10 protein-coding genes are annotated in these 12,700 nt (G+C 43.6%); 7 read left to right on the top strand and 3 right to left on the bottom strand.

Going from position 1 to position 12,700, the window contains the following annotated elements; genetic code table 11:
• Positions 1-215: 215 nt before the first annotated feature.
• From E1163_RS27355 to E1163_RS27340, 4 genes are all read left to right on the top strand, one after another.
• Positions 216-755: an RNA polymerase sigma factor gene (locus E1163_RS27355; RefSeq protein ID WP_155176452.1), complete on the top strand. Its 540-nt coding sequence runs from the start codon at positions 216-218 to the stop codon at positions 753-755.
• Between the two features lie 4 nt (positions 756-759).
• Positions 760-1,548 carry a HEAT repeat domain-containing protein gene (locus E1163_RS27350; protein WP_155176450.1) on the top strand — a complete coding sequence of 263 codons (789 nt, stop codon included), beginning with the start codon at positions 760-762 and terminating at the stop codon, positions 1,546-1,548.
• Positions 1,549-1,623: 75 nt separating this feature from the next.
• Entirely contained in the window at positions 1,624-2,394 is a 771-nt protein-coding gene (locus E1163_RS27345) for a DUF4097 family beta strand repeat-containing protein (protein WP_155176448.1), read from the top strand.
• A gap of 139 nt (positions 2,395-2,533) precedes the next feature.
• Entirely contained in the window at positions 2,534-3,283 is a 750-nt protein-coding gene (locus tag E1163_RS27340) for a hypothetical protein (RefSeq protein WP_155176446.1), read from the top strand.
• Positions 3,284-4,132: 849 nt separating this feature from the next.
• Here the strand turns inward: E1163_RS27340 and E1163_RS27335 are convergent.
• Together E1163_RS27335 and E1163_RS27330 are read right to left on the bottom strand one after the other, a co-directional pair.
• Positions 4,133-4,576: a DoxX family protein gene (locus tag E1163_RS27335; protein WP_155176444.1), complete on the bottom strand. Its 444-nt coding sequence runs from the start codon at positions 4,574-4,576 to the stop codon at positions 4,133-4,135.
• 169 nt (positions 4,577-4,745) lie between these two features.
• The gene (locus E1163_RS27330; protein ID WP_155176443.1) at positions 4,746-5,228 is read right to left on the bottom strand and encodes a hypothetical protein; all 483 of its coding nucleotides are present in this window, start codon (positions 5,226-5,228) and stop codon (positions 4,746-4,748) included.
• A gap of 128 nt (positions 5,229-5,356) precedes the next feature.
• Between E1163_RS27330 and E1163_RS27325 the strand changes: the two genes are divergently transcribed.
• The 3 genes from E1163_RS27325 (at position 5,357) to E1163_RS27315 (ending at position 12,492) form a co-directional block, all read left to right on the top strand.
• Positions 5,357-10,942: an alpha-2-macroglobulin family protein gene (locus tag E1163_RS27325; protein ID WP_155176441.1), complete on the top strand. Its 5,586-nt coding sequence runs from the start codon at positions 5,357-5,359 to the stop codon at positions 10,940-10,942.
• Between the two features lie 523 nt (positions 10,943-11,465).
• A complete protein-coding gene (locus E1163_RS27320) occupies positions 11,466-11,972 on the top strand; it encodes a hypothetical protein (protein WP_155176439.1) in 507 nt (168 codons plus the stop codon).
• 28 nt (positions 11,973-12,000) lie between these two features.
• Positions 12,001-12,492, top strand: a complete 492-nt coding sequence (locus E1163_RS27315; RefSeq protein ID WP_155176437.1) for a helix-turn-helix transcriptional regulator — start codon at positions 12,001-12,003, stop codon at positions 12,490-12,492.
• On the opposite strand, the gene E1163_RS31075 is transcribed toward E1163_RS27315, so the two are convergent.
• Positions 12,478-12,700: hypothetical protein (locus tag E1163_RS31075; protein WP_221418092.1), on the bottom strand; the 223-nt coding region annotated here is incomplete at its 5' end. The genes E1163_RS27315 and E1163_RS31075 overlap by 15 nt on opposite strands.

Below are 12,700 nucleotides of genomic sequence, written 5' to 3'. Positions count from 1 at the left end.
TCATGCCCTCCCCAGAAATTCGGACTGATCACCATTTTGCTCCCTGTCATTAACACCTGTCAGTAAACAAAGGGGTGAAAAGTTCTGTCTCCACTGAAATTCAACTTAACCACCTATCCATCCCTGAAAAAGTTTTTTAACTTCCTGTAACCTTTTGAAGCAAGCCCGGTATCCAAACCTGAAAATTCAAAAGTCAAAAACTCAAAACAGATCAGATGACAGACGAAATGCTCATGATGGCCGTGAAGAACGGAGATCTCGAAAAAGCCTCGGAGCTTTTTGATCGCTATCATAAGCCGCTGTATAACTTCTTTGTTAAAATCACTTTTGACCGTGACCTGGGGCATGACCTTACGCAGAATGTGTTTTTAAGAATGATAAAATACAGAGCTTCCTTCCGTCAGGATAAACAATTCAGGCCGTGGATCTACCAGATGGCCAGAAATATATATGCTGACCATTTCAGGAGAAATAAAATGCTGTTTTCTGATTATGCAGAGGTGGAAGACCTTAAAAACAAGATAGCTGCCGTAGACGAGGTGATGGTGGAAGATGAGCGGCAGAAGCTCCTCTACATTTCGCTGTTCAAGCTACAGCCCGAGCAGCGGGAGATACTGATCCTCACGAGGTTTCAGCAGATGAAATACGAGGAGGTAGCGCAAGTGCTGGATTGCTCGGTGGCCAATGTGAAAGTGAAAGTACACAGGGCAATAAAGCAGTTGAGGGAAAAATTTTTGGAACTGGAAAAGATTTAATGTCATGGATGAAAAGAAAATGAATGACCTGCTGATAGACTATATTGACGGTAACCTCACAGGTGAACTCAGGGAGTTTGTGACGAAATACATTGAAAAGAGCCCTGAGAACAAACAAAAGTATGAAGAGCTGAAAGCGACCATGGAGCTTTTGGGGCATGACAGGCACTTGGAGCCGGACAGTAGCCTTAAGGCTGGATTTGAGGCCGCACTGACGGCTGAAATTGAGGCTGAAAACAATAAAAAAGTAAAGCCACTGGATCAAAACGGCTGGAAGTTCTCCCCGCTTAAGATAGCTGCCTCTTTTGCCCTGATTTTATCAGGTGTGTTCATAGGTATGTGGCTGATGAAAAATGATCAGAACGATCAGGAAATTGCCGAGATCAAAAAAGAGATGGAAGCTACAAAACGCCTGGTGATGCAATCCCTTACCGATAATTCTTCGGCCAGCAGAAGGTTGCAGGGAGTCAATGCCTCATATGCAATGAGCAGTGCAGATGATGAAATAGTGAACGCACTGATCAGGACAATGAACAATGATGAAAATACCAATGTGAGACTGGCGGCTGTTGAAGCGCTGTCAAAATTTGCAGAAGAACCTAAGGTGATGGATGCGCTGATCAGGTCTATGGAGTCGCAAACCGATCCGCTGATTCAGATCACATTGATCAACCTGATGGTTCAGCTTAAGGAAAAAAGGGCGCTGGACGAGTTAAAGAACATTATAGAAGATAAAAAGACCATGGAGACGGTAAAAGACGAGGCCCACATGGCAGTTTTTAAATTATCATGACCACGAAGTACGAATGTGCACTAAGTGCTGAGTGATCAGGACTCAAAATAAATAGGATAACAAAACATAGAACAAATGAAAACTCAAGTAAAAAGCGTATTAGGGATATTAGTATTTACCTTATTGGCATTGCCGGCTCTGGCCCAGCATAAAATAGCCATGACCTCCGGCGTGCTGGAGCTGAAAGAGCTAACCAATGTGGCTGTTGAGGGCTATTCGGGCAACGAAGTGGTCATTGAAACGGCAGGTTCATACAAGATCCCGGAACGAGCCAAAGGGCTCAGGCCGGTCAATGGTATGGGTTTGTCTGATAACACTGGTATCGGCCTGGCCGTGAAAGATGAAGGCAAAGACCGAAAAGTAGTGCATCAGGTGGCGCGAAATGACGATGCCAAATATGTGGTGAAAGTTCCCAAAGGTGTGAAAGTAAAGTATGTTAACTCCAGTATTCATGGAGATGATTTTCATGCGCAGAATATCACCGGTGAGATAGAAGTGCAGACGCTTGGCGGAGATATCAAAATGATCGATGTAACTGGCCCGATGACAGTAAACTCCGTCCACGGAAATGTAGATGTGATCTTTACCAGCGTATTTCAGGATTTGCCCAGCAGTATTGCCACTGTGCACGGGGATGTGGATGTAACTATACCCGCTTCCACCAATGCCAACCTGAATGTATCTACCAACTGGGGAGAGGTGTACTCTGACCTGGATATTAAAGTAGAAAATACCGATGGTATGAAGGTCTATGGTTCCAAAAAAATCAATGGCAAGCTGGGGAGTGGCGGTGTCAACCTGTCCCTGTCCGCAACCCATGGCAATGTTTACCTGAGAGGCAAATAAACCCTGGTCAGGTTTAACTTCTCATTTCCGATAACAACAAACACCAAAGATGCTCAGGTTTCCTGCTCTTCTCAGCCTACGGAAGGGCAGGAAACCTGAACCTTCAAACAATTCAAACAAAGGTCTAAACTCAACAACAATGAAAAATCTTATCATATCAGCGCTGCTTGTGCTGCCTGGAATATTATATAGCCAGACCCAGGTCAACCAAACCTTTGATGCATCAGCAGTCCGTTCAATTTCATTAAATTTTAAGTATCCCGAGCTGGTTCAGGTCAGGTCGTGGGATAAAAATCAATTGGTGATCAAAGGGACTGTTATCATCAATAACGGTGAAAATGACAATGCTTTTAAGCTAACCTCGGTTTTAGAAGGCGATAAGCTCGTTATCAACTCTGAAATAGAAAATCTTGATGGCCTTCCGAAGAAGATCACTGTCAGAAAAAACGGGGAGACCTACGTTTTCAATACCGACAACTGGAATGATCCGGAATTGAAACAGTTTTTCAGGGAGCATGGCAATGACCATGAATATGTTTCCCAGGGTGTTCATAAAGAAATAAAACTGGAGGTGTTTATGCCTGCCAGCATGGCTCTGCAGGTCAACGCCAAGTACGGTATAGTAGAAATACTTGATTATGAAGCCCCGCTGGAAGTCAATGCGAAATACGGAGGAGTAGATATTAAAATTCCCCAGTCCTCCAGGCGCGACATTCAGGCCAGAACCAAGTATGGCGAAATATTTACCGATCTGGAAGTGGATTTTGACCGTACCGGTAGCGATATACTCGACTATGATAAATGGACTGTAGTATCTAAAAAGCTAAACGGTGGAGGTACAAAGTGCTATCTGGAATCCAAATACGGTAATGTTTATATGAGGAAATAACTTGATTCTATTTGATTGAACATTGAAAACTAGCAGTTTGTTAGTTGAAAAATCCCTTTTCGCACTGGATCGCGTTGGAGAGGGCATGCCAACCAAAGCCGGTGCGGTTGGGAGGGCTAAAGGGGTGTTTTACCATCCTGAAAGAAACGTCCGGTGCTATTTGAAAGCGCGGAGGACACCCTCTATGCCGATTTTTACAATCTGCATGTCTCCCTCAAGGGAGAAGTTTAGTGCCTGCGCATTAGTCTTTTAGTGGGATCGGTTCAGCAAGTGTTCTTTTGGTTTTGAATATTTCTTTCATTGTTCAGCGAAACTTTCGAAACGAACTCCGCAAAGCCAGATACATAATATCAGGTGTATGCAATCTAAATGCCGTGGAGTCCTCTTTGGGAAACATCCGCTGGGAAGTGGAAAACATAGAGCATAGCTGAAATAAGGCATTGGTAAAGTTTGGTTATCTCCCTTGGATCATAAGGAAATGCAACTATAGCTCTGAAAGAGCGCTATCTGTCAGCAAAAGGTGCAGCCTTTTGTATGTTATGGGTATCAGGGAACAAGCCCTGAAAGGGTGGGATATTTGCCAGGGGTAAAAAATGAGGCTGCATAAACAACTTCCCCCTCCTAAAAAACCTGATTTTGAATATACAAACTAACGGGTGAAGTTAAATGCAGCCTCTTTTGTGTGGAATCCGTCATTGCTGACCAGAGGATCAGGCTGAAAATATGTAGAGCAAACGGATAAGAAATAAAATGCTATTTCATCCTGGTTTGTCAACCACTTTTACTGATTGCTGTTCATAGCCGCCTGTAAAACACTGAGGCGATTTCCCCAGAAATTCGACTTGATCCCTAATGGGCCCTCAATTGATCAGCCCTTCTTTGTCTTTCGTCTAGTGAAAATTTGCCTGACCCGGTAATAAATATCAGGATAAGCAACGCCAATATGATAATTGCCATAGGCAACTCCATATAATTATTAGCGGTAAGCATCATTTTATAGTTAAAAATGACCGCTCCGGCAAGTATGGGGATATTGAGAAAGCTCATAAGCCGGGTATAAGCTCCGAGAATAAGAATAATCCCACATACCAGATGCACGAAAATAATAACCTGTCCGAGGTGTGCTGCGATAAAAATCCAGCCAACTGAGGCTATGTTTTCCGTAAAACTCTCAAAATTGATGGTAAAAATCGCTCCCTTGTAAACGATAAACAATCCTACCGCGATCCTTAGGAAATCTACCCATATCGGAGGGTGGATAGAATCCAGCCAATGGTTGAATTTATTGACCATACCGATTCTATTTAGTATAAGTATAATTTAGGCAATATAACCGAGAAATGCAATGGCAGAGGCGGATGGGGGAAGGGCAAATCGTATTGGAAGACGGGTACTTTGAAGGCAATTTTATTTAAGTAACAGGCTGCAAGTCATGGGCAGGCTTGCAGCCTGGCTTGAGAAGTTATTGAGCGTTGCCCAGCAGTTTCCTGGCATTTTCCATAGAGCTTAGCATCATGGTTCTTACCTTCTCTATTTCAGATTTTTGCTGCGTATAGTAGTTCATGACCTGATCATGGTCCTCAACATTGTCTTGAGGCTCAAAATCACGCATCCACTGCATCATGGCTTCATCAGCCTCTTCCAGTTGCTTTATGCCCTGTTCCAGATTTTTTAAGGCCTCTTCATCGTTCTCTTCCTTTTCCCTGGCCATATCAAGCTTTACCTGAAGCTCTCCCTTAAGCTTCATCATGTTGTCCATTTGAGGCATTACCTCATCATGTACAGCCATTACCTCGTCATATAAGGCCTTTTCAGCCCTTTCTTCGGCCGGTAGCTCTTTGTCTTCAATAGTTATTTCCTGAGATTCATTCTTTTTCCCTTCCCCGCATGACACGGCAACGATGCCTATGGCGCAAACGCAAACTGAGTATAATATTTTTTTCATGGTATTGGTTTTGATCCGGACAAAATTATTGATTACAAAAATTTCATACAAGCAAGGGTAAAATTAGCTCTATTATAAAATTATTTTCCGATATTGTTGGCCTCAAAATATACAAGCACATAACTACTATGACTGAAGTCAAAAGAATTAACAAAAACAAGTATTTCATTGGAGCGGCCGTCGGCATTGTCGTCGTGTTGCTCGCAGTTTTTTATTTTAATCGTACCGGGAAAGCAGGAGATATAGAAGAGACAAAAATAAATCCGGCCTTCTCAGCATATATATCTTCCTACACGGCAGGAGTGGTTTCATCCAGATCCTATGTCCGCATCCGCCTGGCAATGGATGTTGCCGACTCAACACAGATAGGGCAGGAGGTAGATAAAAAGGTATTTAGTTTTGATCCGGGCATTGATGGCAAAGCAGTATGGATCGATGCAAGAACTGTGGAATTCCAGCCATCAGAGAGGATGAAGTCGGGCCAGGTTTATCAGGCCAGATTTCACCTGGGGAAAGTTACGAAGGTGTCGGAAGACCTGGGGGAGTTTGAGTATCAGTTCCAGATAGTTGAGCAAAATTTTGATATAGAAATTGAAAACATCGAAACAGTTGACAAAACTGCTTTAAAAGAACAACGGATCATAGGTGTGGTTTATACTGCCGACGTAGCGGATGATAAGGACGTTGAAAAAGCAGCCCAGGCTGTGCAGGATGGATCGACACTGCCCATGGCCTGGACACACACACAGAATGAGCACCGTTTTATCATTGGAGATGTTAAACGTAAAGACCAGAAGAGTACCGTAAAGATCAGCCTGGATGGCTCACCTCTGGATATAGATAAGAAACTGGATGAAGAAGTAGTAATTCCGGCTCTGGGAGACTTTACGCTGGTGGACGTGAAAGTGGTTCAGAGTCCCAATCAGTACCTTGTACTCCAATTTTCTGACCCCATAAAGCCAAAGCAGAACCTTGAAGGCCTTATTACCATTCAAGGTTTGTACTCCCTGGATTTTGATATCAAAGGCAATCAGGTTTTTGTATACCCACCGGTAAGACAAACCGGAGATAAGACCGTTACAGTCTCTCCTGGGATCAGGAATATTCTTGATTATAAAATGAACGAAGGAGACTCCAGAAGTGTAACCTTTGCCCAGATCAGCCCGGCAGTGAGACTCGTAGGACAAGGCAATATTTTACCAAGTTCAAACGGACTGATCTTCCCATTCGAAGCAGTAAGTCTGAAAGCCGTGGATGTTGAGATTATCAAGATCTATGAGAGCAACGTTATCCAGTTTTTACAGACCAATGACCTTGATGGCAACCAGCAACTCAGAAGAGTGGGTAAGCCGGTGCTTCGTAAAACAGTTCCTTTAAACACTTCCGGTATTATTGACCTTGGCAAGTGGAACCGTTTCACATTAGATATATCCGAATTGATAAAAACTGAACCTGGTGCGATCTATCAGGTGCGCATAGGTTTCCGTAAGCATCAATCTTCATATTACTGCGGAGAAACTGAGGCAGAGGAGAATATGGTACCACTGGAAGAGCAGGACTGGGAAGATGATGACGATGAATTTAGTGCCTATGATTCGTACGAATCCTACCACTATGATCCGGACTACCGCTGGGACGAGCGCGATAACCCATGCCACGTCTCTTACTACAGCAGCTACGGCGACGACAAAAGTGTAAAAAGAAATTTGCTGGCCTCTGACCTGGGTGTGATTGCCAAAAGAGGCAACAGCGGAGAACTGATGGTGGCCGTAACCGACCTGAAAACTACTGAGCCTATTACTGGTGTAAGGGTGGATGTTTACGATTTTCAGCAGCAGGTATTGGCCTCTGCTATCACTGATGCGGATGGCTTTGCTGTTATGGCGCTTAGTAAAAATCCTTTTGTGGTTGTAGCAAGCAGAAATAATGAAAAAGGATACCTGAAAGTAAATGATGGAGCTTCCTTATCACTGAGTAACTTCGATGTTTCCGGTTCAAGGATAGAGGAAGGCTTGAAAGGCTATATTTATGGGGAGCGCGGAGTATGGCGTCCGGGTGATACACTGCACCTGACTTTTGTGTTGGAAGATAAGCTTAAAAAACTACCTGAAACTCACCCCGTAATATTTGAGCTGTACAACCCTTCTTACCAATTAGATAGGAAGATAGTTCGCTCTACCGGGGAGAATGGTTTCTATAACTTCAGCGTACCAACCAGCCCGGAAGCACCTACAGGAAACTGGTCTGCCAAAGTAAAAGTAGGTGGAGCTGAATTTTCCGAGAGAATAAAAATTGAAACCGTAAAACCGAACAGGTTAAAGATCAACCTCGATTTCGGAAAAGACAAAATTACCTCTGAGGACAGTTACGTCAAAGGTGATCTTGAAGTGAAATGGCTGCACGGAGCGCCTGCCAGAAACTTGAAAACAGAGTTTGAAGTGCTGTTAGTTCCATCAAAAACCAAATTTGATAAGTTCATGGCCTATAATTTTGATGATCCGGCGAGGGATTTCCAGAGCGAAAGCCAAAGAGTTTTTGAAGGCTATGTGAATGAGGAAGGTAAGGCCACGGTAAATGCGAGCCTGTCCACTGAAACCGCGGCACCGGGTATGTTGAAAGCCTTCTTTAAAGGGAAAGTGTTTGAAGAAGGTGGCAATTTCAGTATTGACAATTTCAGCATGCCTTACTATCCCTACAATTCATTTGTGGGTATGAAACTACCTGAATCAAAATCATGGAGCAGGCTGTACTATAACAAGCCTAATCAGATTGACATTGCAACAGTAAATGCCGAAGGGCAACCTATATCAAGAAACAATCTTGAAGTAGAGGTATACAGGCTTGGCTGGCGCTGGTGGTGGAATCAGGATGGTGAATCCGTAGCCAACTATATCAGCCGCAACAGTATGGACCCTAAAGTAAAAGGGAAAGCCAATACTACGAACGGAAAGGGTACTTTCAAATTTGAGCTGGACGACTGGGGTCGTTACTACGTAAGGGTATGTGACCCTGTAAGTGGCCACTGTACCGGTGAAATACACTATACCTCCTGGGGAGGAGATAGTGGAAGCGTGCCTGGCGGAGCCACCATGTTAAATTTCACTTCCGACAAGGAAAAGTATCAGGTGGGTGAAAAAGTGACCGTTACCATACCAAGCAGTAATCAGGGCAGGGCACTGGTAAGTATCGAAACCGGTAGCAGGGTTCTTGAAACACATTGGGTGCAGACTCAAAAAGGAGAAACTACCTTCACCTTTGAAGCTTCAAGCGAAATGGCACCTAATATTTACGTATTTGTAACCTTGCTTCAAAAGCATGAGCAGACTGTAAATGACCTGCCCATCCGTATGTATGGTGTGATCCCGATTGCTGTGGAAGATCCTAAAACTATACTTAAGCCGGTGATTCAGATGCCAGATGTACTTGTTCCCGGTGAGGAGGTAACTATTAAAGTGTCAGAAGAAGCCCAGAAGAAAATGACCTACACCGTAGCTGTAGTGGATGAGGGCTTGCTTGACCTTACCAAATTCAAAACACCGAACCCATGGCATACTTTCTATGCTCGCGAGGCGCTTGGAGTAAAAACCTGGGATCTTTATGAGTACGTACTTGGAGCTTTCGGGGGCAAGCTGGAAAGGCTGCTCGCCATAGGTGGTGATGATGAAGGAGAGGAAAAACCCAACTCCAAAGCCAACCGCTTTGAGCCGGTAGTTAAATACCTGGGGCCATTTACACTGGAAAAAGGAAAAACCAATACCCACAAGTTCACAATGCCTCAATACATAGGCTCGGTAAGAACGATGGTAGTGGCAGGATATGAAGGCGCATATGGCAATGCCGAAAAAGCAACACCGGTACGTCAGTCGCTGATGGTTTTGGGTACACTGCCAAGGGTATTAGGGCCAGAGGAAACCGTGAAGCTGCCAGTAACTGTATTTGCTCAGGAAAAAGGAGTTGAAAACGTAAAAGTGAAGATCGAAACCAATGACCTGATCGAAATTGTAGGGCCTGCTACCAAATCGGTAACCTTTAGTGAAGTTGGGGATAAGGTAATCTATTTTGACCTGAAAGTGAAGCCTCAACTGGGTATAGGTAATGTTGATATTGTAGCTACTTCCGGAAGTAAAAAAGCTAACCACCACATTGAACTTGATGTGAGGAACCCTAACCCACCGGTGGTAACGGTAATGGATGCATTGCTCGAGGCAGGGCAATCGTGGAATACGAATTTTGATCTTGTAGGCATGGCAGGCACAAATACCGCCACGCTGGAGATATCCAATATTCCGCCTATTAACCTTGAGAAGAGATTGAAGTACCTTATTCAGTATCCTCACGGTTGTATTGAGCAAACTACTTCTTCCGTTTTTCCTCAGCTATATCTTGCAGAAATTACGCAGTTAAGCGATGTTGAAAAGGCGAGGATTGAGAAGAATGTAAAAGCAGGCATAGAGCGTTTGAAAACATTCCAGAAGAGTGACGGAGGGTTCTCCTACTGGCCGGGAGGTGATGATTCAAACAGTTGGGGGTCGACCTATGCGGGCCATTTTCTGGTGGAGGCCGAGAAGAGAGGCTATAATGTGCCAGGAAATATGCTCAGACAATGGAAGCGCTACCAGAAGAGAAAAGCAGCGGAATGGAGAGAAACGAATGATTACTATAGCTCCGAGTTAATGCAGGCTTATCGCCTTTACACCCTGGCGCTTGCCGGAGATGCAGAAACCGGAGCCATGAACCGTTTGCGTGAAAAAGGAAACCTGTCGTCAGCAGCAGCGTGGAGGTTGGCAGCAGCCTATGTGAAGGCAGGGCAGAAGGAAGCCGCTGAGAAGTTGGTAGAAAACCTGGAGACCGTAGTGAAGGATTATCGTGAACTGAGCTATACCTACGGATCATCCACGCGGGACGAAGCTATGATCCTGGAGACATTGAGTATGCTTGATCAAAGGAAAAAAGCGGTACCGGTGCTTCAAAGATTATCTGCAGCACTTGGAGATAACAGTCGTTGGATGAGTACTCAGACTACTGCCTATAGTCTTATTGCTATAGGGCAGTTTGCCGGAGGAGAAAACCGTACCAAGGAAATTACCTTTAGCTATAAACTCAACGGATCAGGTGCTGTAAAGGCTGCAACCCAGTTGCCGGTGGCTCAGGCAGACCTTAACGTAAAGAAGGTTAGCGGTAACAGTATTGAGGTGAATAATCCGACATCAGGCATTCTTTACGCAAGACTGATCCTTGAAGGTACACCTACAAGAGGTCAGGAGCAATCATCAGAAAGCAACCTGAAAATGACGGTTTCATATACCAATACCGATGGTGAATACATTAATCCTGAAACCCTGGAGCAGGGAATGGACTTTGTGGCAGAAGTTACCATTACGAACCCGGGCATCAGAGGTACCTATGAAAATATGGCTCTTACGCAGATCTTCCCGTCAGGCTGGGAAATACACAATGCCCGGCTGAATGATACCGAAGACTATACTGCTAAGGACAAACCAGATTATCAGGACATTCGTGATGACAGGGTTTACACTTATTTTGACCTGAGGCCAAACGAAAGGAAAACCTTCAGAATATTACTGAACTCAAGCTATCAGGGAGACTACTATATGCCTGCCATCAGTTGTGAGGCTATGTACGACAATACTATCAGTGCCGTAATAGCCGGCAGAGAAGTAAAAGTGATTAAGGCAGGTAGTGATACACCTTAATTCTAAAGAATAGAATCACGCTAAAGACTTCCGGAGATCAAAAATTCGGAAGTCTTTTTTTTGTCTGAGTAGTAGGAGGTAAAACCAATGCATCCCGGATGCTATCATTACTTTAGTTTATCGTCATCGCGACGACGGTAGGAGGAAGCGATCCCCCTGTTCCGAGAGATGAACGAGTTCTCCATTCTGATCGTCTACGAGAGGCTTTGCAGGGAAGAAGTCACTGTTGGAAAGCAATTCTAAATAAGCTGACATTCCATATTCCTTGTACCGCCCTATTCCTCCCTTGAGGGAGGTGGCCGTAGGTCGGAGGGTGTTCTCCGTAATGTAGCAGGTACTTCATGTAGTCCTCTCAAGGGCACATTTTGGGAACCCATTTACACCATTCAAAGCTATGCAAGACTAAGAAAGAGCCTCCTGAAAATCAATACAAATATGACGACATTTTTATTTTACCATACAAATATGACGGTATTTTTGTATCTTTACATTGGCATAATTTTAATAAGCATGAGAAGCAAAAATGAAGGTAAAGATCTTAGAGGTCAGTTCAGGTGAGCTGAAAAGAGCGATTATTAAAGAAGGAAATAAGAGAAAGCTGCCTTCAATTCAGGATGGATGGATATTTAACCTTCACAGTAAAGCAACAAATGCAAGAGCTTATATTTTAGTTCATGAAGATACTCCCGAAACGATTGAAGGGTGCATGATCTTCTCAATACATGAAACCTTTGGGCCCTTTATGAATTTTTTGGAAGTAGCACCACATAACAAGGGCAAACAGGGAAAATACAAACATGTTGCAGGGTGCTTAATTGCCTATGCATGTGGACTCAGTTTTGAACAGGGAGTGGCAGAAGATAAGGGTATACTAACTTTTCTGGCGGCAGGGAAAAGCAAGAAGTCCGTTGAGGAGCTTGAAGAATTGTATAGACAGAAATATGGAGCAAATAAAAATCCTTTTGGATATATGGAGATATATCAAGATCAAAGTAAGCGTTTGATTAAAGAATATCTGGACAGGAATTGATGGTGAGGTTACTTTAAAGACTACAAACATGAAAAAGGATAAGATAAACAATGAGTTTGATGAAATTATAGGAGGGCAGGAGTCCAGGGAATTAACCAAAAATGAACATGATAAGATACGCGAACATAGACGTAAATTATATGAGGAGCGGTCGTCTGATGATAAAGTAAATGATATTCTGACTGGATTCAGATTCAAATTGAGAAATTATGCGGATGACAAAGGGAGCGGGAATGTTGTCCTCTTGGGAGAATTTATTGATGCCATCCTGTCCCAAATGGAAATTAAGAAGAAGCATTTTGCTGAATATATTGACATCTCTCCAAGAAATATAAACAAGTATTTCAGCGGGGAACGGAAATTTAATATAGACCATGCCTTGAAGCTGGAAAGCATGTTTGGTATAAGTGCTAAAATATTACTAGAGGTTCAACTCAAGAACGACTTGCTAAAAGCTAAGGCTTCAAACAAAGACGAATACAACAAATATCAATTGAAGGACCTGTTATCTAAGGCTTAGTGCTTTGCCAGAGATGACGCAGAGTTCTACGAGAGGCTCTGCAGGGAAAAAATTGTTTGCAAGGTGATATTTGGGATTCCGTTTCTTCTCCATAATCAGGGGATTGCTTCTTCGCTCCCCGAAAGCTTTCGGGGCAAGCTGTCCCTCGCTCATCACAATGACGAGCAATTTTGAGTCTAGTTTAAACAAAATGATTTTTTGTAAACCG

This window comes from Fulvivirga kasyanovii, from assembly GCF_009711405.1.
GTDB classification, from domain to species: Bacteria; Bacteroidota; Bacteroidia; order Cytophagales; family Cyclobacteriaceae; genus Fulvivirga; species Fulvivirga kasyanovii.
Note: the sequence above shows the minus strand (reverse complement) of the source record. Positions and strands in the feature narration are given on the sequence as shown.

Excerpts from the sequence above, each read along its gene's own strand:
- E1163_RS27315 (WP_155176437.1), top strand. The coding sequence starts at position 12,001 with ATGAAAAAGGATAAGATAAACAATGAGTTTGATGAAATTATAGGAGGG.
- E1163_RS27345 (WP_155176448.1), top strand. The coding sequence starts at position 1,624 with ATGAAAACTCAAGTAAAAAGCGTATTAGGGATATTAGTATTTACCTTA.
- E1163_RS27350 (WP_155176450.1), top strand. The coding sequence starts at position 760 with ATGGATGAAAAGAAAATGAATGACCTGCTGATAGACTATATTGACGGT.
- E1163_RS27355 (WP_155176452.1), top strand. The coding sequence starts at position 216 with ATGACAGACGAAATGCTCATGATGGCCGTGAAGAACGGAGATCTCGAA.
- E1163_RS27335 (WP_155176444.1), bottom strand. The coding sequence starts at position 4,576 with ATGGTCAATAAATTCAACCATTGGCTGGATTCTATCCACCCTCCGATA.
- E1163_RS27325 (WP_155176441.1), top strand. The coding sequence starts at position 5,357 with ATGACTGAAGTCAAAAGAATTAACAAAAACAAGTATTTCATTGGAGCG.
- E1163_RS27340 (WP_155176446.1), top strand. The coding sequence starts at position 2,534 with ATGAAAAATCTTATCATATCAGCGCTGCTTGTGCTGCCTGGAATATTA.
- E1163_RS27320 (WP_155176439.1), top strand. The coding sequence starts at position 11,466 with ATGAAGGTAAAGATCTTAGAGGTCAGTTCAGGTGAGCTGAAAAGAGCG.
- E1163_RS27330 (WP_155176443.1), bottom strand. The coding sequence starts at position 5,228 with ATGAAAAAAATATTATACTCAGTTTGCGTTTGCGCCATAGGCATCGTT.